The organism is Micromonospora sp. URMC 103, assembly GCF_051386435.1.
In the GTDB taxonomy this organism is placed as follows: domain Bacteria; phylum Actinomycetota; class Actinomycetes; order Mycobacteriales; family Micromonosporaceae; genus Micromonospora.
The window spans coordinates 198,279-220,706 of record NZ_JBPQTR010000003.1 but is presented as its reverse complement, the minus strand read 5'-3'; the positions used below and the strand labels follow the sequence as shown (position 1 = coordinate 220,706).

Genomic DNA, 22,428 nt, shown 5'->3' with positions numbered 1-22,428 from the left:
GCGAACGACGGGCTCCGCCCGATACACACCCAGGTCCGGCGAACCCGCCAGACGTACCGACGCAGAAAGCAGGTGCTGGTGTCCACAACAGACAGTAGTCCGTGGTGGCGTGGAGCGGTGATCTACCAGGTCTACCCGCGTAGCTTCGCCGACGACAACGGTGACGGCGTCGGCGACATCGCCGGCATCCGGTCCCGGCTGGACCACCTGTCCGCGCTCGGCGTCGACGCGATCTGGTTCAGCCCCTGGTACCCGTCACCGATGGCCGACGCCGGATACGACGTCTCCGACTACCGCGACATCGACCCCGTCTTCGGCACCCTCCGGGAGGCCGAGGAGCTGATCGGCGAAGCCCACGCGAAGGGGCTGCGGGTCATCATCGACCTGGTGCCGAACCACTGTTCGGACGCGCACCCGTGGTTCCAGGCAGCGCTCGCGAGCCCGGACGCCCCCGAGCGGGAGCTGTTCTGGTTCCGTCCGGGTCGCGGCCCGGACGGGGCCGGCAAGCCGACCGACTGGGTCTCTCCGCTCAACGGCGACACCTGGACGCGCACCACCAACCCGGACGGCACGCCGGGCGAGTGGTACCTGCACCTCTTCGCCCCGCAGCAGCCGGACTTCAACTGGGACCACCCGCGGGTGCGCGCCGAGTTCGAGGACATCCTGCGCTTCTGGCTCGACCGGGGCGTGGACGGCATCCGGATCGACTCGGCGGCGATGCTCGCCAAGGACCCGACGCTCCCGGAGATGTCACCGGACGGGCCGAACCCGTTCGTCGACCTCGACGCGGTGCACGACATCTACCGGAGCTGGCGGCGGATCACCGACAGCTACCCGGGCGAGCGGGCGCTCATCGGCGAGGTGTGGCTGCCCGACCAGCAGCGGTTCGCCAACTACCTGCGCCCGGACGAGCTGCACGCCGCGTTCAACTTCGACTTCCTCGGCTGTGCCTGGGACCCTGCCGCGCTGCGCGCCTGCATCGACGCCACGCTGGCCGCCCACGCCCCGATCGGAGCGCCGGCGACCTGGGTGCTCTCCAACCACGACGTGACCCGCCACGTCACCCGGTACGGCCGCGAGGACACCACGTTCAGCTTCGCGGCCAAGCGGGAGGGGGTCCCGAGCGACCTGGAGCTGGGCACGCGGCGCGCCCGCGCGGCGGCCCTGCTCTCCCTCTCCCTGCCCGGCGCCGCGTACGTCTACCAGGGCGAGGAGCTGGGCCTGTGGGAGGTCGAGGACATCCCGCACGAGCTGCGCCAGGACCCGATGTACCACCGCTCCGGCGGGGTGGACCCGGGCCGGGACGGCTGCCGCGTCCCGATCCCGTGGTCGGGCGAGACGCCGCCGTTCGGCTTCAGCCCGGACGGCGCGACGTCCGCGCCCTGGCTGCCCCAGCCCGCGGACTGGAAGGACCGGACGGTCCGCGCCCAGACCGGTGACGAGCGCTCGATGCTCGAGCTGTACCGGGAGGCGATCCGGATCCGCCGGGCCGAGCCGGGGCTCGGCGACGGGACGATGACCTGGCTGCCCGCCCCGAACGGGGTGCTCGCCTACCGTCGCTCGCCCGCGTTCACCTGCCTCGTGAACCTCTCGACCGGCCCGGTGCCGCTGCCGCCGCACGCCGAGCGGCTGCTCGCCAGCGGGCCGCTGGAGGACGACCTGCTGCCGCCGGACACCGCCGTCTGGCTGCGTACCGCCGGACCGGCCGGACCCGAGACGGCCTGAGTCCGACGCGCGGTGCCGGCGCCCCCGTCCCGGCCGCCGGCACCGCGCCCGCCCCGCCGGCCCCCGCTGGCCGAAAACCAGAGAAGGAGGTGCGTCACCCCAGCGCCACGCCGCAACGCACGGGGGGACCTGGACTACCGATCGAAAGGGAGAGCTCCGCTCATGCCCGACCACACCACCGCAACCCCGCACCCACCCCGAAGGACCCGCGCGGGCATCGCCGCCCTCGCCGGTGCCGCCCTGACCGCCACCTCGCTCACCGTCGTCGCACTGGCCGGCACGGCCACACCGGCCCAGGCGGCCGGGCTCTCCCCGTTCGACATCCCGGGCCGGGGCGCCACCGTCCCGTTCGTGGAGCACGAGGCGGAGGAGGTCGCGCACACCGGCACGAAGATCGGCCCGGACCGGCACTACGGCACGCTGCCGTCCGAGGCGTCCGGCCGGGAGGCGGTCACCCTCGACGCCGTCGGCGAGTACGTCGAGTTCACGCTGACCGCGCCCGCCAACGCCGTCACCTTCCGCTACAGCCTTCCGGACAACTCCGCCGGCACCGGCCGGGACGCCAGCATCGACCTGCGGGCCAACGGCGCCCTCGTGAAGGCGGTGCCCGTGACGTCCCGGTACGGCTGGTACTACGGCGGCTACCCGTTCAACAACAACCCGGGCGACACCAACCCGCACCACTTCTACGACGAGACCCGGGCGATGTTCGGGACCACCTACCCGGCCGGCACGAAGATCCGGCTCCAGGTCTCCTCGACCGCCCAGTCGCCCACCTTCACCATCGACCTGGCCGACTTCGAGCTGGTCGGCAACCCCATCGCGAAGCCCGCCAACGTGCTCGACGTGGTCACCGACTTCGGCGCCGACCCGACGGGCGCCACGGACTCCACGGCGAAGTTCCAGGCCGCGGTCGACGCCGGGAAGGCCCAGGGCCGGGCGGTCTGGATCCCGACCGGCACCTTCACCCTCTGGGACCACGTGGTGGTGGACGGGGTGACGCTGCGCGGCGCCGGGCCGTGGTACTCGGTGCTCGGCGGCCGGCACCCCACCGACCGCAAGCGCGCGGCCGGCATCTACGGCAAGTACGTCCCGGGCGGCGGCTACAGCGGCGGGGTCCGGCCGCACGAGGCCGGCGGCCCCAGCCGCAACGTCACCCTGCGCGACTTCGCGATCATCGGCGACATCCGCGAGCGGGTCGACGAGGACCAGGTCAACGCCATCGGCGGCGCGATGTCGAACTCGGTGGTGGACAACGTCTGGATGCAGCACACCAAGGTCGGCGCCTGGATGGACGGCCCGATGGACAACTTCACGATCCGCAACAGCCGGATCCTGGACCAGACCGCGGACGGGGTGAACTTCCACTGGGGCGTCACCAACTCGACGGTGACCAACACGTTCGTCCGCAACACGGGCGACGACGCCCTGGCCATGTGGGCGCAGAACGTGCCGAACGTCAACAACTCGTTCACGTTCAACACGATCGGCGTGACCATCCTCGCCAACCACCTCGTCACGTACGGCGGGCGGGACATCCGGATCACCGACAACGTGACCGCCGACTCGGTCACCAACGGCGGTGGCATCCACGTCGCCAACCGCTATCCCGGCGTGAACGGCCCGACCGCCGTCGCCGGCACGATCACCGTGGCCCGCAACACGCTGATACGCAACGGCAACTCCGACTACAACTGGCGGTTCGGGGTCGGCGCCATCTGGTTCTCGGCCCTCAACGAACCGATCCAGGGCGCCACGATCAACGTCACCGACACCGACATCCTCGACAGCTCGTACGCGGCGTTGCACTGGATCGAGGGCGCCACCAGCGGCATCCACTTCACCAACGTCCGCATCGACGGCGCCGGCACGTACGCCCTCCAGGTGCAGGCGCCCAGCCAGGTCTCGTTCACCAACGTGCGGGCCACCGGCATCGCCCAGCCGGTCCCCATCCACAACTGCGTGGGCAGCGGCTTCCAGATCACCCAGGGCTCCGGCAACTCCGGTTGGTACACGCCCACGCCGTACTGCGGTCCCTGGCCCGAGCCGCAGTGGGGCGGCGGCCCGACCGACCCGCCGCCCACGGACCCGCCCCCGACCGACCCGCCGCCCACGGACCCGCCGCCCACCGGTGGCAACCTGGCCCGCGGCCGGCCGGTCACCGCGACCAGCGCCAACCAGACCTACACGGCCGCCAACACGGTGGACGGCAACGCGGCCAGCTACTGGGAGAGCGCGAACAACGCCTTCCCCCAGTCGGTCACCGTCGACCTCGGCGCCGCGCGCGCCGTCGACCGGGTCGTGCTCAAGCTGCCGGCCGGCTGGGAGCGGCGTACCGAGACGCTGTCGGTGCTCGGCTCGACCGACGGCTCGTCCTGGGCCACGCTCGCCGGGTCCGCGGGCCGGGTGTTCGACCCGGCCAGCGGCAACACGGTGTCGATCGGGCTGCCGGCGGGTGACCGCCGGTTCGTCCGGGTGACGGTCACCGGCAACACCGGCTGGCCGGCGGCGCAGATCGCCGAGCTCGAGGTGTACGGCGGTACGACCCCGCCCCCCACCGACCCGCCGCCGAGCGGGAACCTGGCGGCCGGCCGGCCGATCGCCGAGACCAGCCACTCGGACGTCTACGTGGCCGGCAACGCGGTCGACGGCAACGCGAACACCTACTGGGAGAGCGCCAACAACGCCTTCCCCCAGTCGGTGACCGTCGACCTGGGCAGCCCCCGCCCGGTGTCCCGGCTCGTGCTGAAGCTGCCGCCCGCCTCGGCCTGGCAGACGCGTACGCAGACGGTGGCCGTCCTCGGCTCGACCGACGGCGCCTCGTTCAGCACGCTGAAGGGCGCCACCGGCTACACCTTCAACCCGGCGTCCGGCAACACCGTGACGATCCCCGTTCCGGCCGGCGACCGCAGGTTCGTCCGGCTGACCGTCACCGCCAACACCGGCTGGCCCGCCGGCCAGCTCGCCGAGTTCGAGGTCTACGCCACCTGACGTGCGCCGGTGGGGCTCCGCACGCCGATCGGGGCCCCACCGGCGTACCCGACCACCATCCCCGCACACGCCTTTCCACCTCCCCCGGGAAAGAAGGTGTCCTCCACCATGTCCAGACTCCGTACCCGAGCCGTCGCGGTGCTCGCCGCGATCGGCCTGGCCGTCACCGCGGCCCCGGCGCCGCCGGCCGCCGCCGCGAACCTCGCCCCCGCCGCGGGCGGCCCCAACCTGGCCGCCGGGCGCAGCGCCTCGGCCAGCAGCACCAACGGGGCGTTCGCCGCCGCCAACCTGACCGACGGCAACCAGGGCAGCTACTGGGAGAGCGGCGGCGCCCTCCCGCAGTGGGCCCAGGTCGACCTCGGCGCCAGCCGGTCCGTCGACCAGGTGACGCTCAAGCTGCCCGGCGCCTGGGAGGCCCGCACCCAGACGCTCTCGGTGCAGGGCAGCGCCGACGGCAGCGGCTTCAGCACGATCGTCTCCTCGGCCGGCCGCTCGTTCAGCCCGGCCAGCGGCAACACCGTGACCATCACCTTCCCGGCCACCAGCACCCGGTTCGTCCGGGTCGCCATCACCGCGAACACCGGCTGGTCCGCCGCGCAGCTCGCCGAGCTGGAGGTGTACGGCGCCGCCACCTCGTCGACCAACCTGGCGCTCGGCAAGACCATGGCGGAGAGCAGCCACTCCGACGTCTACGGGGCGGGCAACGCCAACGACGGCAACGCGGCCACCTACTGGGAGAGCGCGAACAACGCGTTCCCGCAGTGGGTCCAGGTCGACCTGGCCGCCACGGTGAACGTCGACCGGCTCGTGCTCAAGCTGCCCTCCGGCTGGGGCGCGCGCAGCCAGACGATCACCGTGCAGGGCGGCACGAACGGGTCGACGTTCTCGACCCTGGTCGCCTCGGCGTCGTACGCCTTCAACCCGGGCACCGGCAACACGGTGACCGTCACCGTGCCCACGACGGCCACCCGGTACGTCCGGCTGCTGGTCACCGCGAACACCGGTTGGCCCGCCGGGCAGCTCTCCGAACTCGAGGTGTACGGCCCGGCCACCGGTGACACCGCGCCGCCCTCGGCGCCGGGGAACCTGGCCCTCACCCAGCCGGCGCCCGACCAGATCCGGCTGACCTGGAACGCGTCCACCGACAACGTCGGGGTGGCCGGCTACGACGTGTACGCCAACGGCGTGCTCCGCACCAGCGTCGGCGGCTCGACGCTGGCGTACACCGACACGCAGCCGGCGTCGGCCACCGTCTCGTACGTGGTGCGGGCGCGGGACGCGGCGGGCAACGTGTCGGCCAACAGCAACACGGTCACCCGCCCCGGCAGCACGACCGGGGGCACCAACCTCGCGGTCGGCAAGCCGATCACGGCCTCGTCGGTGGTGCACGTCTTCAACGCGGTCAACGCCAACGACGACGACGTGACGACCTACTGGGAGGGCGCGCCCGGCGCCTACCCGAGCACGCTGACCGTCGCCCTGGGCGCGAACGCGAGCATCAGCTCGCTGGTGGTCAAGCTCAACCCCGACCCGGCGTGGGGCCCGCGTACCCAGACGTTCCAGGTGCTCGGCCGCGAGCAGTCCGCGTCCGGGTTCACGACGCTGGTCGGCTCGGCCACGTACTCGTTCAGCCCGGCCGGCGGCAACACCGTGACCATCCCGGTCTCGGCGACCGCCGCCGACGTCCGGCTCCAGTTCACCGCTAACTCCGGCTCGTCCAACGGGCAGGTCGCCGAGTTCCAGGTGATCGGCGTGCCGGCGCCGAACCCGGACCTCACGGTCACCGGCATCACGGCCTCGCCCGCCGCGCCCGTGGAGACCGACGCCATCACCCTGTCGGCGACCGTGCGCAACGCGGGCACGGCGGCCTCCGCGGCCACCGCCGTCGGCCTCTACCTGGGTACGACCAAGGTCGGCACGGCCAACGTCGGCGCCCTGGCCGCCGGCGCGCAGGCCACCGTCTCGGCGAACATCGGGCCGCGTAACGCGGGCAGCTACCAGCTCGTCGCCAAGGTCGACGAGGCCAACACGGTGATCGAGCAGAACGAGGCGAACAACACCTACACGAGCCCGACGGCGCTCACCGTGAGCCCGGTGGCCAGCTCCGACCTGGTCGCCTCGGCCGTCACGTGGTCGCCCGGGACGCCGAGCGCGGGCGCCACGGTCAGCTTCGCGGTGACCATCCGCAACCAGGGCACGGTCGCCTCGGCGAGCGGGGCGCACGGCATCACGCTCACCGTGCTCAACGACACGGGTGGCGTGGTCCGTACGCTGAACGGCTCCTACACCGGCACGATCGCCGCCGGGGCGAGCGCCGGCCCGGTCAACCTGGGCACCTGGACGGCGGCCAACGGCCGGTACACCGTCCGGGTGGTGCTCGCCGACGACGCCAACGAGCTGCCCGTGAAGCGGCAGAACAACACCAGCGACCGCGCGCTCTTCGTGGGCCGCGGCGCGAACCTGCCGTACGACATGTACGAGGCCGAGGACGGCGCGGTCGGCGGCGGCGCGCAGGTGCTCGCTGCCAACCGGACCATCGGTGACCTGGCCGGTGAGGCGTCCGGCCGGCGGGCGGTCACCCTCAACACCACCGGGGCGTACGTCGAGTGGACCACCCGGGCGCCGGCCAACGCCCTCGTGACCCGCTTCTCCATCCCCGACGCGCCGGGCGGCGGCGGGATCACCTCGACGCTGAACATCTACGTCAACGGGGTGCTGCACAAGCCGATCAGCCTCACCTCGAAGCACATCTGGCTGTACGGCGCGGAGGCCGGCCCGAGCGACTCGCCGAGCGCCGGCCCGCCGCGGCACATCTACGACGAGGCGAACGTCCTGCTGGACAGCACCATCCCGGCGGGCAGCCGCATCCGGCTCCAGAAGGACCCGGCCAACAGCACCACCTACGCCATCGACTTCGTCAACCTGGAGCAGGTAGCGCCGCGGGCCAACCCGGACCCGGCCCGGTACCGGGTGCCGAACGGATTCAGTCACCAGGACGTGCAGAACGCCCTGGACGCCGTCCGGATGGACACCACGGGCACCCTCGTCGGGGTGTACCTGCCGGCCGGCACGTACGAGACCGCCCAGAAGTTCCAGGTCTACGGCAAGGCGGTCAAGGTGGTGGGCGCGGGCATGTGGTACACCCGCTTCCAGACGCCGCCGTCGCAGCAGAACACCGACGCCGGCTTCCGGGTCGAGTCCTCGGCCAGCGGCTCGTCCTTCGAGCACCTCGCCTTCTTCGGCAACTACACCAACCGCATCGACGGGCCGGGGAAGGTGTGGGGCGAGCTGAAGGACGTCGACAACATGACCCTCGACAACGTCTGGGTCGAGCACACCGTCTGCGCGTACTGGGGGGTCAGCGTCAGCGGGCTCACCATCACGAACAGCCGGTTCCGGAACACGTTCGCCGACGCCGTGAACATGACCAACGGCAGCACGAACAACCGGGTCGCCAACTCCGAGGGCCGGTCCAACGGTGACGACGCGTTCGCGTTGTTCTCCGCGACCGACCAGGGCGCCGCGACCGGCAACCACGGCAACGTGTTCGAGAACCTCACCGCCACGCTCACCTGGCGGGCGGCGGGCATCGCGGTGTACGGCGGCTACGACAACGTGTTCCGCAACCTCTACATCGCGGACCAGTTGACGTACTCCGGCATCACGATCAGCTCGCTGGACTTCGGCTACCCGTTCATCGGGTTCGGGGCCAGCCCGCCGACCCGGTTCGAGAACATCTCACTGATCCGGTCCGGCGGCCACTTCTGGGGCGCGCAGACGTTCCCGGCGATCTGGCTCTTCTCGGCGTCGAAGGAGTTCCGCGGCATCCGCGTCTCGGACGTGGACATCGTGGACCCCACGTACTCCGGGATCATGTTCCAGACCAAGTACACCGGGGGTCAGCCGGAGAACCCGGTGACCGACACCGTCTTCACCAACGTCTCGATCTCCGGGGCGCGGCGCAGCGGTGACGCCTTCGACGCCAAGTCCGGCATCGGCATCTGGGTCAACGAGATGCCGGAGCCCGGTCAGGGCCCGGCCGTGGGGTCGGCCACGTTCACCAACCTGCGGCTCAGCAACAACGACCAGGACATCCGGAACACGACCTCGACCTTCACCATCGTCCGCAACTGACCGTTCCGCACCCGGACGCCGTCGGGAGGTCCCACCCTCCCGGCGGCGTCCGCCGCGTCGTGCTCCTACGGCGGCGCCCCGGCCTCGGGACCGGGGCATCGCCGCACGGGCGGGTCAGCTCGTGAAGGTGTCCTTCGCGTCCCGCGCGTCCTCCTGGACGTGCTCCCCGGGCCGTTTGCCCCGGATCTCGTCCCGCTGTGCAACCTGTTCCGCCTGTGCCCGCTCGGCACGGGTCATGTCGCCCATCCGGGCCCGGGCCGGGCCGGCCAGCTTCTCGGCGTTCTCGCTCGCCCTTTCGAAGCTCATGTCGCCTCCCTGTACTCGCGTGGGAAACTCTCGCGTCCCCGCCCGCGGCTGCGGAAAACCCGTCGGTCCCGGCTCGATTCCGATTGCTGGTCAGCCAGGTCACCGACGCGGTGACGGAAGCCCGTCGGCCGGTCGCGGTCAGCGCACCGGTGCGCCGTGCCGGCCCGCGCCCGCGGCGAACCGCGCCGCGCCGGCCGCCGCGTCCGCCGCCAGCGACTCCATCCCGTACGCCAGTTCGGTGGCCATCGCCTCCGCCTCGGGCAGCCCGGCGCCGGCCAGCACCGCCGCCCGGTCGTTGCGCAGGCAGGTCCGCGGGTGCCGGGCGATCTCCGCGGCCAGCTCCTCGGCCGCCGTCCGGGCCGTGCCCGGCGGGACCAACCGGTTGGCCAGCCCCATGGCGTACGCCTCCTCGGCCGGCACCGGCCGGCCCGTGAGGATCAGGTCCATGGCCCGGCTCTCGCCGATCAACCGGGGCAGCCGTACGGTGCCCCCGTCGATCAGGGGCACACCCCAGCGCCGGCAGAACACCCCGAACACGGCGTCGGACTCGGCGACCCGCAGGTCGCACCAGAGCGCCAGCTCCAGACCGCCGGCCACCGCGTACCCGGAGACCGCCGCGATCACCGGCTTGGACAGCGCCATCCGGGTGGGACCCATGGGGCCGTCCCCGTCCGGCTCGACCCGGTTGCCGCTCGGCGTGCCGATGGCCTTCAGGTCCGCGCCCGCGCAGAACGTGCCCCCGGCGCCCCAGAGCACGGCCACCGCCGCGTCGGGATCGGCCTCGAAGGCGCGGAACGCGTCGGCCAGCGCCCGGGCCGTCGGCCCGTCGACGGCGTTGCGGGCCGCCGGCCGGTCCAGGATCACGGTGGTCACCGGTCCGTCACGCTCGACCCGTACGCCCATCGGCACAGCATGCCCGCCGTGCCGGCCGGATGCCAGGCCTGGCGCGTGCCGCCCGGTCGGGGCCCGGCTGTCGCTTCGCCCCTCGCCGGCCGGTGTGGGTCACCCGAGCGGGTTATCCACCGTCCGCCCGGTTTGCCGTCGCTCCTGACGGGAAGTCGGTACCCGTGCGAGCACTGTTGACGAAGATCGAGCAGACCTCCCGGCTGGACCGGGTGGGTGACCGGTTGCAGCGCGCCGTCCAGGCGACTTTGCGACCGCAGTGGCTCCGGGACCTGCTGCACGGCGTCCCGCTGGGCCACCCGCTGCACCCCGCGATGGTGCAGGTTCCGGTGGGGTCCTGGATCAGCGCGGCGGTCCTCGACCTGATGCCCGGGCAGCGCCGCGCCGCGACCACGCTCACCGCGGTCGGCACGGTGAGCGCCGTGCCGGCCGCTGTGGCGGGGCTCAACGACTGGGCGGCGTTGGCGCCCGACCAGCGACGGGTCGGCCTGGTGCACGCCGCCGCCAACAGCTTGGCTCTGAGCCTCTACGTCGGTTCGCTGGCCGCGCGCTTCAGCGGGCGGCACAGCCTCGGCCGGACGCTCGGCATGGCGGGGCTCAGCGCCGCCAGCATGGGCGCCTACATCGGCGGGCACCTCGCGTACAAGCAGGGCGCGCAGGTCAACCAGAGCATCTCCGAGATGCACCTCATCAGCGGGGGATGGCACGAGCTGGGCGCGATGTCGACCCTTCCGCAACGCCAGCTCATCACCAAGGAGATCGACGACGTGTCGGTCATCCTCTACCGGCACGGCGACGACGTCACCGTGATGCTGGAGCGCTGCCCGCACCAGAGCGGCCCGCTGGGCCAGGGCGAGGTGCAGGAGATCGACGGGCACGACTGCGTGGTGTGTCCGTGGCACGGCAGCACGTTCCGCCTCAACGGCGGCGAGGTCGTGCACGGGCCGTCCGGCAACGACCAGCAGGTGCTGCTCACGCGGATCCGCAACGGTGTCCTGGAGGCCCGCCTCCCCTGACGGGCGGGGCCCGTGGCTCCGCCGTGGCGGCGCCGTGGCGGCGCTGTGGTCGCGCTGTGGCCGGGCCTTGATCGACTCCGTTTCGCCGATATCGCGGTATCCCCACCGTGCGGATACCGCGATATCGCTGATCTGGTGTGGATCATGCCCGGCGGCTCGCGGGCACGATCGGGGCCACTGCCCAGCCCTGCGCGTGCCTGCCGGGGCCGTGCGGCGGCGCAGTCCGAGCACCGCGCCGATCTGCGCGCCGACGATGCTGGCCACGGCGAGTACGGCGGAGACCGCGAGCGGCCGGTTCACCCCGTCCGGCTCGGTGACCCGGGCCGCACCGACCGAAACCGGCGGCCCCTCGCCGTCCGCCGGCGGGTCGGCGTCCCGCGCCCCGGGCGCGTCGACGTCGCGCGCGTACAAAAGCGAAGTTCGCTGTCGTCCCATCTTCTCGGTGAGGCTTGCGTCACACCCAAGGGGCGAGCATAGGCTGACGTCCGCCGATGCAACAGAGGCAATTCATGTGAATACTCTGTGCGATGACGGGTGGTGGTGGCGGGTGGCCGCGACGAGATCCGGGCCGGGGCGGTGCCGCGGGACGACGGCGGGTCCGTGTGGACGGTCCCGGTCGGGGCGGAGCGGACGCCGTGCTGGCCGGACGACCGAGGCGACTCGACCCGCTCGCGGCATGTGGCCCGATCCGTCCCCCGGTCGGGGTCGCCGTGCGGCAGCGCCGGGTGCGGCGGCCGTGTGCTGTGGGATCGGCGCCGAGGCGCCAGTGTGCCCCATTCCTTTCCGCACCATCCGCTACACCCGAGCGATCGTCAAATTACGCAGTGTGTTCGCTTCCGGCGGTGCGGGACGGCGGCCATGGCGTTGACGGCGCGGGACTCCACCCCGCCCGGCGCCGCCCCGGGCCCGTTCGCCCGAGGCTCTCGACGGGACGCGGGTCGTGCGGCGCGGCTGGCTGCGGTGCTCACGATCACTCCGCTGCTCCGGGCGGCGGTGCTGCGGCACGCCGTACCGGTGGGGGCGTCGCCGCGGACCGCATGCCCCACCTGCGGCGCCGCCCTCGGGCTGCGGCGGCCCTGGCCGGCGCTCGGGCCGATGGCCCGGTGCGGCGGGTGCGGGAGCCGGGTCGGCCCACCGCCGGCCACGATCGAGCTGGCCGTGCTCGCGGCGCTGGCCGTGCTCGTGCTGACCGGGGCACCCCTGGCCGAGCTGGGCGCGACGGCCTGGTGGCTGGGCTGGGCGGTGCCGCTCTGCTTCGTCGACGTGGCCGTGCACCGCCTGCCGGACCGGCTCACCTGGCCGGCGGCAGCCGGGGTCGGGGCACTGCTCGGGCTGGCCGCGCTGGCCGGGGCCGGTACGGGTCCGTGGTTGCGGGCCGGGCTCGGTGCGCTCGGGTTGGCGCTGTTCTTCGCGGCCACCACCCTGCTGCTCGGCGCGCGGGGCTTCGGCCTGGGCGATGCCAAGCTGGCGCTCGGCGTCGGTGCCCTGCTCGCCTGGCACGGCTGGGCGGTCCTCGTGGCCGGGCTGCTGCTCGCCCTCGCGCTCTCGGCGGTGGCGGGGCTCGGGCTGCTGCTCGCCCGCCGGGCGCGGTGGTCGAGCCACGTCCCGTTCGGCCCGTTCCTGGTGCTCGGCACGGTCGCCGCCCTGCTGCTCACCGGGAGGTAGGGGCGGCGCTCGTCTCAGCGGCGGGTGGGGCCGGCCAGCGCGTCCGGCTCGGGCTGGTCGGTCTGCGACCGCCGCCGCAGCAGCTCCGCGGCCGGTCGCGTGAGCAGCGGAAGCAGCAGCAGGACCACGAGCGCCCCGAGCAGCGCTCCGGCGGCCACGTCGTGCGGATAGTGCACCCCGACGAACGTGCGGGAGAACGCGGCGAGCGCGGCCAGCGGAAGCGCGACGAGGCCGACCCGTCGGGACAGCAGCAGGGTGGCGACCGCGAGCGCCCCGGCGATCGTGGCGTGGTTGCTCGGGAAGGACCAGTCGCCCGGCGGCGGGCAGGTGCCCGCGATGATCGCCCGGGTGGCGGCCCGGCACGGCCGGTCCTCGTCCACCACCGTCTTGAGCCACTCGCTGCACCCGTACGCGAGAACCACCGGGACCGGCGAGACCAGCGCGAGCGCCCGGTCCCGGGGGCCACCGCCGAGGCGGGTGACGGCCGCGACCAGCAGGAGCGCACCGAGCAGCAGGATCGCCCCCTCGGTGAAGTGCGCGGCGAACCACTGCACCGGTTGCGGGGTGTCGCCGGCGACCTCGACGATGTCCTCGTACCAGTCCGCGCTGATCCCGGGAACGCCGGTCGTGCCGATCCCCACCATGGCTCACCTCGCCTCTCGTTCATACTCCGTTCATCCGGGGTAAAGGTACGGTTCGCCGGGAATCAACACGGTGGACGAAAGCCAGGAGATTTCCCTGACTTTCGTCCCGGCCGACGGCACTCCTGGTGGGACGGGACCGGACATCGCGACCATGGGAGGCTGCGTGCAGAGCACCGCCACGGCCGACGAGCCGGCCGCGACGGAGTCGGACCGCGACGAGACCTGGCGGATCCGGCGTACGGCGGGGGACCGGGACCGCCTCGCCGAGACGGAATCGATCTTCGCGTTGGGCAACGGCTGGGTCGGCTGGCGGGGCACCCTCGACGAGGGGGAGCCGTACGGGATGCCGGGCACCTACCTCAACGGCTTCCACGAGCGGCGCGACGTCGCCTACCCCGAGGACGGGTACGGGTTCCCGCAGCAGAGCGACAGCGTGGTGAGCGCGCCGAACGCCGCGCTGATCCGGCTCTGGGTCGACGGTGAACCCCTGGACATCCGCACCGGCACGCTGCGCGTCCATGACCGGGTGCTCGACCTGCGGGCCGGCGTGCTGCGCCGCGAGACCGAGTGGATCTCGCCGGGCGCGCACGGCGTACGGATCCGCAGCACGCGGCTCGTGTCGCTGCCCCGGCGCCCGGTGGCGGCCGTGCGGTACGAGGTGGAGCCGCTGGACGCGGCCGTCGAGCTGCGGATCTGCTCGGACCTGCTGGCCAACGAGCACGTCCCCGAACGCTCCGACGACCCGCGCGCCGCGTCGGTGGTCCAGGATCCGCTGACCGCCGAGACCCGCCGCTCGTCGGGGCTCGACGGGGTGCTCGTGCACCGCACCGACCGCAGCGCGCAGCGCGTCGCGGTGGCCGTCGCCCACCTGGTCGACGCGCCACCGACGGTCGCCACCGCCGGTGACTGCACACCGGACCGGCTGCGGCTCACCCTCACCGGCCGGCTTGCGCCGGGCGAGCGGCTGCGGCTCACCAAGTTCGCGGCGTACGAGTGCGCCCCGGTCGACGGCACCCCTCCGGACGAGCTGGCCGACCTGGCCGTCGCCGAGGCGGCGGGCGCCCGCGCGGACGGCTTCGACGCCCTGCTGGCCGACCAGCGGGCGGCCCTGGACGCCGCCTGGCGGGCCGCCGACCTGGAACTGGACGGCGACCCCGAACTCCAGCAGGCCGTCCGGTTCGCGCTCTTCCACCTGCTCCAGGCCGGCCGGCCCGACCGCGACCACACCATCCCGGCGAAGGGGCTGACCGGCAACGGCTACGACGGCCACGTGCTCTGGGACACCGAGGGCTACGTGCTGCCGGTGCTCACGTACCTGGCCCCGGAGATCGCGCGGTCCGCGCTGCGCTGGCGCTCCGCCCACCTGCCCGAGGCGCGGGAGCGCGCGGCGGAGCTGGGGCTTTCCGGTGCGACCTTCCCCTGGCGGACGATCGGCGGCCGGGAGTGCTCCGGCTACTGGCCCGCCGGCACCGCCGGGTTGCACGTGAACGCCGACATCGCGGACGCCGTGCTGCGGTACGTGGCGGCCACCGGCGACGACGAGTTCCTCGCCGAGGCGGGAGTCGAGCTGCTGGTGGAGACCGCGCGGCTCTGGCACGGCTTCGGCCACCGCACGGCGGACGGCGGCTTCCACCTGTACGGGGTGACCGGCCCGGACGAGTACAGCGCCCTGGTCGACGACAACGTCTTCACCAACCTCATGGCCCGGCGCAACCTGCGCGGAGCGGCGGACGCCGCGGAACGCCACCCGGATCGTGCCGAGCGGCTCGGCGTACGGCCCGCCGAGGTGGCCGCCTGGCGGGCCGCGGCCGACGCGATGGCCGTCCCGTACGACGACGAGCGCGGCGTGCACCAGCAGTCGGCCGGGTTCACGACGCGGCCCGAGTGGGACTTCGCGGACACCGACGAGGACGACTACCCCCTGCTGCTGCACCACCCGTATCTCGAGCTGTACCGCCGCCAGGTGGTGAAGCAGGCCGACCTCGTGCTGGCGATGCTGCGCTGCCCGGGCGAGTTCACGGCGGACGAGAAGGCGCGCAACGTCGCCTACTACCAGCCCCGCACGGTCCGCGACTCGTCCCTGTCGGCCGCGCCGCAGGCGGTGCTGGCCGCCGAGGTCGGCCACCTCGATCTGGCGTACGACCTGTTCGCCGAGTCGGCTCTCCAGGATCTGGCCGACCTCGGTGACAAGACCGCCGACGGGCTGCACCTCGCCTCGCTCGCGGGCGCGTGGCTGGCGCTGGTGCAGGGCTTCGGCGGGATGCGCGACGACCGGGGTGTGCTCTCGTTCGACCCGCGGCTGCCGCGCCGGCTCGACCGGCTCGCGTTCCACCTGCGCTGGCACGGCCACCGGCTGCGGGTCACGCTCACCCGCGACGAGGCGTGCTACGAGCTGCCCGACGCCGGGCCGGAGGACGTCGTCGAGCTGTGGCACCACGGCGAGCGGCTCTCCGTGGGCACGACAGCGGTCCGCCGGCCGATGCCTCCGGTGCCCGACCCGGGCCCCGAGCCGCCCTGCCCGCCCGGCCGCCGGCCACCCCGCCGGTCCGCCGGCTGACGGTCACTCCGCCGGTCCGCCGGCTGACGGTCACTCCGCCGGTCCGCCGGCTGGCGGTCACTCCGCGACGAGCCCGCCGGACATCCGTTCGCGGACCTTTTCCAGGTCCTCGAAGGCGTACGCCCAGTTGTGGCACTTGAAGCTACGCAGCCCGTCGATGGCGGTGTGGCAGTCGGCGCAGCGGACGCCGGGGATCGCGTCGGGCACCTCGGTGTTGACGTACTTGCGGTCGCCGAGGATCACCATGGCGATCATCGTGCGGTCGTGCACCCCGTCGAGCGCGGAGGAGACGATGTCGTACCAGGTCAGCCGCCGGCCGCACTTCGGGCAGTCGGGATCGTCGCCGGACACCCAGAGCGGGGCGCCGATGCTGCGCGGCGGGATGCCGAGCAGCTTCTCCAACCGCCGCACGTCGGACTCCGGTGTGGTCCACCGGTGCCGGCCCGGCAGCGCCGCCGGAGAGTCGTAGACGGCGCGGAACAGCTCCGGTTCGACCGGCACGGTCTCCCGCTGACGGGTCATTCGGCGTCCTCCTCGACGGTCGGTGGCCCCCACCGTGGGCCGGGCGGGGCGCGGGGTGCAGCCGGATCAACGACAGGGCCGCCCGCCGGGTCGTCCTGTCCCCGGCGCATCCATCCGCCGTCTTTCGCCGCTGCCGCCGGTCGTCGCGTGGTACGACGTCAGAGAGGCGGCGGAGGAGCGGTGCATGGCGAGCAGGCCGGAACGGCTGCTGCGGCGCCGCGAGGACCCGGTGAGCGCCAGCTTCCTGGAACTCTTCTTCGACCTGGCGTTCGTGCTCGCGCTCAACCAGTTGGCCACCGTCCTGCTGGCGGACCTCACCGTCGCGGGGGCGCTGCGGACCGCGCTGCTGCTCGCCCCGATCTGGTGGTTGTGGGTCACGACGACCTGGACGACCGACTGGTACGCCCCCGAGGCGCCCGTCGTACGGGGGCTGCTGGTCGCCTCGACCCTGGGCGGTCTGCTCATGGGGGTCGCCGTGCCGGCGGCGCTGGGTGAGCGCGCCGGGCTCTTCGTGGGCCCGTACCTCGCGATCAACCTCGGTCGGAGCCTGTTCAGCATGATCCTGCTGCGCGGCCATCCGCGTCGGCAACGCAGCACGCGGATCATCACCTGGTACGCGGTGAGCGCCCCGCTGTGGCTGGCCGGGCTGTTCGTGCCGGCGGCCCGCGTGCCGCTCTGGGTGCTCGCCCTCGTCGTGGAGTACACCGCGCCGACCGTGGGATGGACGGTGCCGGGGCTCGGCCGGGCCCGGCCGGAGGAGCTGCGGCTCACCGGTGGGCACCTGTCCGAGCGACTGCAGCAGGTCTTCATCATCTCGCTCGGCGAGCTGGTCCTGACCGCCGGTCTCGCCTTCACCGACAGCGGGACCGGCGCGGCGCACACCGCCGCCTTCCTGCTCGTCTTCGCGACGGCGGTGCTGCTCGGTCTGCTCTACGTGACGCCGGCGGGCCGCGCCCTGGCGCCCGCGCTCGACCAGGCCGACCCGACGAGGCTGGGCGCGGACTCGGCGTACCTGCACCTCGTGATGATCGGCGGGGTGATGACGACGGCCGCGGGAGCGGAGCTGGTCATCGCCCATCCGGACGAGGCGGGTGCCGCGTTCGTCATCGCGGCCGGGCCGGTGGTGTTTCTGGTGGGGCGGCTGCTGCTCTCCACCGCCATCAACCGCAGGTTCTCCTGGGTCCGGTTGGCCGGGCTGTCGGCGGTGGTCGTCATGGGGCTGGCCACCATGAACCGCCCGCTGATCGTGGTCACCGCCGCCAGCACCGGGATCCTCCTCGTGGTGGCCACGCTGGACCGGACCCGAACCTTCGCCCCGGGCTGACCGTCGGCGCCTACGCCCGCTGGCCGCGCAGCGCCTGCTCGACGGCCTCCTGCACCCGGGCCTCCTCGCGCTGCGTGCGTCGTGCGCGGTTGCGGCGGGAGAGGAGGACCGCCCCGACGACGACCGCGACGAGCACGAGGACCAGCACCGTCAGCGTCCACGGGACGGCCCAGCCGTGCGCCGTGGTCTCGACCCGGTCGAGCGGCGTGACGGAGCCCGACGCGTCGGTGAGCAGGGGCGTGAGCGTCGCGGTGGCGGCCAGCCGGAACGTGGGGGCCACGTGCTGCACGGGCACCGTCACCTTCCAGCTCTCGCCGGGAAGCAGCTCCGGTGACGCGGGGATCCCGCGCGCCGAGGTCCGCAGCGACCCGAACGGGCCGGAGACCGACAGCTTCTGGTTGGCCGACAGGGCGGCGTTGCCGGTGTTGTGGATCGTGTACGTGACGGTGGCGTCGCCCTTGCCGAACGGGTTGGCGGTGCCGTCGTACGCCACGTGCAGGTCCTCGATGGCGAGGGTGGGCTTCAGCTCGCCGCCCACGCGCAGCTTGATCCGGATACCGAGGCGGCGGTCCACGTTGATGCCCTGCGCCTGGTCGGGTTGCGTGAGCGAGGTGAGGATGCCGCCGACGTAGTCGCCGGGCGTGGCGTTGTCGGGGACGTTCACGCGGAAGGGGACCTGGGCGGTCTTGCCCGGCTGGATCGCCACGGTGGCGCGGTCGGCGTGGACCCAGGCGCCGATGCCCACGGACTTGCCGTCCCTGGTGAGCAGGTCGAGCTGGCCGGCGTCGGTCGTGAAGCCGTCGGCTGCGTACACGGAGAGGGTGAGCGGGACCGGGCCGCGGTTGGCCACGACCATGGCGTCGGCCACGGTGCCGCCGGCGTTCACGGAGTAGCTGTAGCTGGACCGCGCGGCGCCGTAGCTGTTCGAGGCCGTCCGGACCGTCCAGGCGACGTCGCCGCCGGCGGCCAGGGCGGGGCCGGCGCCGACGCCGGCGGCCACGACGGCGGCGAGCAGGGAGGCGGCGGCGGTACGGAGGAGGGTGGCGGTTCTGGTCTTCCAGCGCGGTGCGGGCGCGTGCATCTCGGATCCTTGGTGGTGATCTTGGTCGGGTCGGAAGCAGTGGCGGGGTAGGCGCCCGAAGGTGCCTACCCCGCCTGGAACGGCTCCGGTCAGCTGCTCAGAGCAGTGATCGTGAGGGTGGCGCGGTAGCTGCCCTTCTCGATCTCGTTGGGGAACTTGAGATCGAGGTCGGCGCCGAGCTTGGCCGTGCCCTTCGGGTGGCCCTGGTCGGCCGCACCGAGGCCGCGCGAGACGGCAAGGCCCTGGCCCTGGTCGTCGTACGCGGAGAGGACCGGCGAGCCGGCCTTGGCGCCGGCACCCGCCTGGACGACCTGCGGCGTCCAGCCGAGGTACGAGCCGGCGATGGTCTTGTCGCCGTCCTTGAAGTCGCTCACGTTGGCCGAGATCGACCACGGGGCGAGCGTCCGGCGGCTGTCCGACACGAGGATCGGGTTGATCTTGCCGGTGGCCTCGAAGTACTGGCCGTTGTGCTCCTGGGCGGTGCCCAGGTCCACGAGGCCGTTGTAGCCGTCGATGGTCCAGCCGAACTCACCCGGGCCGGCGCTCGGCACGTTGACCTGGATGTCCTGGCCGTCGCCGTGGTACGGGTGCACCGTCACGTTGTCGACGAGCGAGCCGATCGGCTGCCCGTCGGCCGTGTTGGTGCAGGACAGGCCCTTCTCGACCGCCGCGTTCGGGGCGGCGCAGGTGCCGCTGCGGACGTTCTCGACGACGAGCTTGTCGGCCTTCACCTGCACCTTGACGTAGGTGCGGACGTGCTCCTGGTTCTGCACCGAGTTGTACCAGTAGCTGTTCGGGTTCAGCGGGTCGGCACCGTTGCCGGCGCCGCTCGTGCCGCTGCTGTCCGGCTTGGTGATGTCGTAGTACTTCGAGCCGGAGGCCGAGTTCGCCGTCACGTAGATGACGCCGCCCGGACCGGGGTACACGTCGGCGGCACCCGGCTTCTCGTCCGGGTTGGCCTTCGCGCCGTTCTTGATGGCGTAGCTACGGGAGTAGCTGTGATCGTGGCCCTGGAGCACCAGGTCGACGCCGAGCTTCGAGAACGCGTTCGAGAAGTCGACGCGGCGGATCTTGTTGTCGCCGTCCTTGGCGTGGCTGGCCGGCGAGTAGATGGCGTGGTGGTAGACCAGCACCTTCCACTTGGCCTCGGCGCCGTGCTTGTTGATGACGTCGGTGACGTACGCGATGTGCGCCTCGTCGCCGCCGCCACCCTGCGCGGTCGAGTAGCTGTTGCTGTTGATGTCGATGAACAGCGTGTCCTTGTGGATGAACCAGTAGTCACCGCCGGACTTGCTGCCCGCCGGGTTCCCGTTGTCGTAGTACGGGGCCGTACGGTCCGTGTTCGGGGTGAAGTGGTGCTGCTCGTACGCCTTGCCGCCGACGTCGTGGTTGCCGATGGTGGCCACGATCGGGTACTGGCGCAGCTGGTCGGGCGCCAGGAACGACGTCCACATCGACTCGTTGTTGGCGCTCTCGACGTGGTCACCGCCCGACACCAGCAGCTCGGCGTTCGGGTTGGCCCCGGTGGCGACCTTGAGGGTCTCCTCCCAGCCGGCCTGGTCCTTCAGCGTGTCGCCGGAGGAGCCGATCTGCGGGTCGCCGAAGAACAGGAAGTCGTAGTCGCCCTCGAAGTCCTGCGTCTTGAACGCGTACGCCGGGGACCAGTTGCCCTCGGAGCCGACGCGGTACGAGTACCCCGTGTTCTCCTTCAGGTTGGTGATCGTGGCGTGGCGGTTGAAGCCGCCGCTGGTCGCGATGTTCGCGCCACCGACCGCGTCGAAGGTGACGGCGTCGGCGGGGAACTCGCCGTTGACGATCGCGGCGGTCCGGGCGACCTGGACCTTCTGCGCCGTGTCGGCGGAGGAGTACCAGGTGACGATCCGCTGGGTCTCGTTGGCACCCACCCCGAGGATGATGCCGTTGTAGGTGGAGGCGTCGGCGGCGCTGGCGGCGGTCCCCAGACCGCTGCCGAGCGCCAGGCCGAGGCCCAGGAGCGCCGCGGTGGCCCCAGCGGCCGCGCGGCGGCGCGCAAGCCCGGTGGCCCGCGCTGAGGTGCTCAATCTCATCAATGTCCGTCCTTTTCGGATGAGAGGTGGTGCGAGAGCGACCTCAACGTGTCGCCACCGGGTGAACCGATCATGAAGCTGACCAGGCAGGTTCGTTGCTTGTGCCGGAAGACCTGAGCCAACCTCAGGATCCGGACACGCGCTGGACGAACCAGATGAGACCCATAACGGATACGGCTGCCGAAATGAGGCCGGTCGCCCAGCGGCCGACCGTCGGCGCGCGGTGCCGCAGCAGCATGAGCAGCGGGAAGACGAGGGCGATGATCGCCAGCTGGACGACCTCGATGCCGACGTTGAACACCAGCAGGGACCACAGCAGCGTCCACGACCACGCCTCGTCGATCCCCAGCGCTCCCGCGAAGCCCAGGCCGTGCACGAGACCGAAGCAGAACACGACCCCGAGTCGGATCCAGCCGGCACGGTCCAGACTGAAGTGACCATGCCCCGCCGTCTCGAGGTCGCCGGCGTGGTCGCCGCGCCGCCAGAGCCGCCACAGGTGCCAGCCGGCGACCACGGCGATCGACAGGGCGATGACCGGCTCCACGACGGCCGCGGGCACGTCGACCACACCCAGCGCGGCCAGCATGAACGTCACCGAGTGCGCCAGGGTGAAGCTGGTGGCCGCGAGCACGATCTCCCGCAGACGCCGGGACCCGGCGATGAGCGCCAGCAGGAACAGGATGTGGTCGATGCCGCTCAGCAGGTGCTCGGCGCCCAGGCGGAAGAACTCCCAGAACCGCTCGTACCACGACTGCGCCGTCGAGAACGAGGGGCGCGCGGCGTCGAGCGCGGCGCTGCCCGAGCGGCCGTCGAGCTCGTACGTCACGATCGTCTTGGTGCCCTTCACGTAACCCTCGGCGTCCGGGAAGAGGTCCCCCCGCACCGCGTGCGCGGCCCCTCGCTCGGGGCACGCCCAGTCCAGCAGCAGATTGGCGTACGGCACGCCCTCGCGCTCGCCCATCGTGTACGCGCCGACCTGCGTCGGCGTACAGCTCGCACCGTCGGAGGTGACGGAGAGGCGCTTCGCCACGTACCCGACCGTCGACGTCCGGTGGGCGTTCAGGGCCGCGGCCATGCCCTCGGTGTCACGGTCCTCGAAGGCGGGCTGGCCCTGCTGGAAGAGGGGGTCGTCGTCCTCGTTGTCGGCGGCGGACACGACGAACAGGTCGTACTCGAGTTCCAGTTTCGTCCGCACGTGCCCGGCGTCGCCGGCGCTGACGTCGGCGTACACGGTCGAGGTGAACCCGTGGGCGAACGCGGGCGTGGCGGTCAGCGCGGCCAGCACCGCCGCGGCGACGGCGACGACGGCGGCGGCGATGGTGGTGCGGACGCGGTGGTGCGACATGCAGGTTCCTCCCGTTGGCCAGTGCACCGTGCATGGCGCTGGTGAACGGGAACCGGTCGGCCGGCGAACCGCTGACGAACAAAACGCCAGGTCAGGGCCGAGCGACCCGGATGCGCCGCGGACTGGGATAGGAAGGAGCAGCACTACCC

Annotated in this window: 14 protein-coding genes; 7 read left to right on the top strand and 7 right to left on the bottom strand. The window is 72.6% G+C overall.

What is annotated here, in order from left to right; translation table 11 throughout:
* The first annotated feature begins 78 nt into the window (after positions 1–78).
* The 3 genes from ACSNOA_RS01375 (at position 79) to ACSNOA_RS01365 (ending at position 8,850) form a co-directional block, all read left to right on the top strand.
* Positions 79–1,725: a glycoside hydrolase family 13 protein gene (locus tag ACSNOA_RS01375; protein WP_436655380.1), complete on the top strand. Its 1,647-nt coding sequence runs from the start codon at positions 79–81 to the stop codon at positions 1,723–1,725.
* A gap of 162 nt (positions 1,726–1,887) precedes the next feature.
* A complete protein-coding gene (locus ACSNOA_RS01370; RefSeq protein ID WP_436655378.1) occupies positions 1,888–4,716 on the top strand; it encodes a discoidin domain-containing protein in 2,829 nt (942 codons plus the stop codon).
* 108 nt (positions 4,717–4,824) lie between these two features.
* Positions 4,825–8,850 carry a galactose-binding domain-containing protein gene (locus tag ACSNOA_RS01365; RefSeq protein WP_436655376.1) on the top strand — a complete coding sequence of 1,342 codons (4,026 nt, stop codon included), beginning with the start codon at positions 4,825–4,827 and terminating at the stop codon, positions 8,848–8,850.
* 114 nt (positions 8,851–8,964) lie between these two features.
* Here the strand turns inward: ACSNOA_RS01365 and ACSNOA_RS01360 are convergent, their stop codons facing one another.
* Together ACSNOA_RS01360 and ACSNOA_RS01355 are read right to left on the bottom strand one after the other, a co-directional pair.
* The gene (locus ACSNOA_RS01360; protein WP_436655374.1) at positions 8,965–9,156 is read right to left on the bottom strand and encodes a general stress protein CsbD; all 192 of its coding nucleotides are present in this window, start codon (positions 9,154–9,156) and stop codon (positions 8,965–8,967) included.
* A 138-nt stretch (positions 9,157–9,294) separates the two neighbouring features.
* Entirely contained in the window at positions 9,295–10,059 is a 765-nt protein-coding gene (locus tag ACSNOA_RS01355; protein ID WP_436655372.1) for a crotonase/enoyl-CoA hydratase family protein, read from the bottom strand.
* 164 nt (positions 10,060–10,223) lie between these two features.
* Here ACSNOA_RS01355 and ACSNOA_RS01350 point away from each other — a divergent pair, with 164 nt between their 5' ends.
* On the top strand, positions 10,224–11,075 hold the full coding sequence (locus tag ACSNOA_RS01350) for a Rieske 2Fe-2S domain-containing protein (protein WP_436655370.1): 852 nt from the start codon (positions 10,224–10,226) through the stop codon (positions 11,073–11,075).
* An 858-nt stretch (positions 11,076–11,933) separates the two neighbouring features.
* Entirely contained in the window at positions 11,934–12,740 is an 807-nt protein-coding gene (locus ACSNOA_RS01345; protein WP_436655368.1) for a prepilin peptidase, read from the top strand.
* 14 nt (positions 12,741–12,754) lie between these two features.
* Here ACSNOA_RS01345 and ACSNOA_RS01340 read toward each other — a convergent pair whose 3' ends face one another.
* Positions 12,755–13,384: a phosphatase PAP2 family protein gene (locus tag ACSNOA_RS01340; RefSeq protein ID WP_436655366.1), complete on the bottom strand. Its 630-nt coding sequence runs from the start codon at positions 13,382–13,384 to the stop codon at positions 12,755–12,757.
* A gap of 163 nt (positions 13,385–13,547) precedes the next feature.
* Here ACSNOA_RS01340 and ACSNOA_RS01335 point away from each other — a divergent pair, with 163 nt between their 5' ends.
* The gene (locus ACSNOA_RS01335; RefSeq protein ID WP_436655364.1) at positions 13,548–15,941 is read left to right on the top strand and encodes a glycoside hydrolase family 65 protein; all 2,394 of its coding nucleotides are present in this window, start codon (positions 13,548–13,550) and stop codon (positions 15,939–15,941) included.
* Between the two features lie 57 nt (positions 15,942–15,998).
* Here ACSNOA_RS01335 and ACSNOA_RS01330 read toward each other — a convergent pair whose 3' ends face one another.
* Positions 15,999–16,463 (bottom strand): hypothetical protein, encoded by a 465-nt coding sequence (locus ACSNOA_RS01330; protein ID WP_436655362.1) that lies wholly within the window; start codon positions 16,461–16,463, stop codon positions 15,999–16,001.
* A 184-nt stretch (positions 16,464–16,647) separates the two neighbouring features.
* Between ACSNOA_RS01330 and ACSNOA_RS01325 the strand changes: the two genes are divergently transcribed.
* Positions 16,648–17,787 (top strand): low temperature requirement protein A, encoded by a 1,140-nt coding sequence (locus ACSNOA_RS01325; protein ID WP_436655360.1) that lies wholly within the window; start codon positions 16,648–16,650, stop codon positions 17,785–17,787.
* Between the two features lie 10 nt (positions 17,788–17,797).
* On the opposite strand, the gene ACSNOA_RS01320 is transcribed toward ACSNOA_RS01325, so the two are convergent.
* The 3 genes from ACSNOA_RS01320 to ACSNOA_RS01310 all read right to left on the bottom strand — a co-directional run bounded on the left by ACSNOA_RS01320 (position 17,798) and on the right by ACSNOA_RS01310 (position 22,279).
* Positions 17,798–18,868 carry a COG1470 family protein gene (locus ACSNOA_RS01320; RefSeq protein WP_436655358.1) on the bottom strand — a complete coding sequence of 357 codons (1,071 nt, stop codon included), beginning with the start codon at positions 18,866–18,868 and terminating at the stop codon, positions 17,798–17,800.
* Between the two features lie 89 nt (positions 18,869–18,957).
* The gene (locus ACSNOA_RS01315) at positions 18,958–20,934 is read right to left on the bottom strand and encodes a fibronectin type III domain-containing protein (RefSeq protein ID WP_436655356.1); all 1,977 of its coding nucleotides are present in this window, start codon (positions 20,932–20,934) and stop codon (positions 18,958–18,960) included.
* A gap of 124 nt (positions 20,935–21,058) precedes the next feature.
* The gene (locus tag ACSNOA_RS01310; protein WP_436655354.1) at positions 21,059–22,279 is read right to left on the bottom strand and encodes a HupE/UreJ family protein; all 1,221 of its coding nucleotides are present in this window, start codon (positions 22,277–22,279) and stop codon (positions 21,059–21,061) included.
* Positions 22,280–22,428 lie beyond the last annotated feature (149 nt).

Excerpts from the sequence above, each read along its gene's own strand:
- ACSNOA_RS01370 (WP_436655378.1), top strand. The coding sequence starts at position 1,888 with ATGCCCGACCACACCACCGCAACCCCGCACCCACCCCGAAGGACCCGC.
- ACSNOA_RS01365 (WP_436655376.1), top strand. The coding sequence starts at position 4,825 with ATGTCCAGACTCCGTACCCGAGCCGTCGCGGTGCTCGCCGCGATCGGC.
- ACSNOA_RS01360 (WP_436655374.1), bottom strand. The coding sequence starts at position 9,156 with ATGAGCTTCGAAAGGGCGAGCGAGAACGCCGAGAAGCTGGCCGGCCCG.
- ACSNOA_RS01355 (WP_436655372.1), bottom strand. The coding sequence starts at position 10,059 with ATGGGCGTACGGGTCGAGCGTGACGGACCGGTGACCACCGTGATCCTG.
- ACSNOA_RS01345 (WP_436655368.1), top strand. The coding sequence starts at position 11,934 with ATGGCGTTGACGGCGCGGGACTCCACCCCGCCCGGCGCCGCCCCGGGC.
- ACSNOA_RS01340 (WP_436655366.1), bottom strand. The coding sequence starts at position 13,384 with ATGGTGGGGATCGGCACGACCGGCGTTCCCGGGATCAGCGCGGACTGG.
- ACSNOA_RS01330 (WP_436655362.1), bottom strand. The coding sequence starts at position 16,463 with ATGACCCGTCAGCGGGAGACCGTGCCGGTCGAACCGGAGCTGTTCCGC.
- ACSNOA_RS01325 (WP_436655360.1), top strand. The coding sequence starts at position 16,648 with ATGGCGAGCAGGCCGGAACGGCTGCTGCGGCGCCGCGAGGACCCGGTG.
- ACSNOA_RS01320 (WP_436655358.1), bottom strand. The coding sequence starts at position 18,868 with ATGCACGCGCCCGCACCGCGCTGGAAGACCAGAACCGCCACCCTCCTC.
- ACSNOA_RS01315 (WP_436655356.1), bottom strand. The coding sequence starts at position 20,934 with ATGAGATTGAGCACCTCAGCGCGGGCCACCGGGCTTGCGCGCCGCCGC.
- ACSNOA_RS01310 (WP_436655354.1), bottom strand. The coding sequence starts at position 22,279 with ATGTCGCACCACCGCGTCCGCACCACCATCGCCGCCGCCGTCGTCGCC.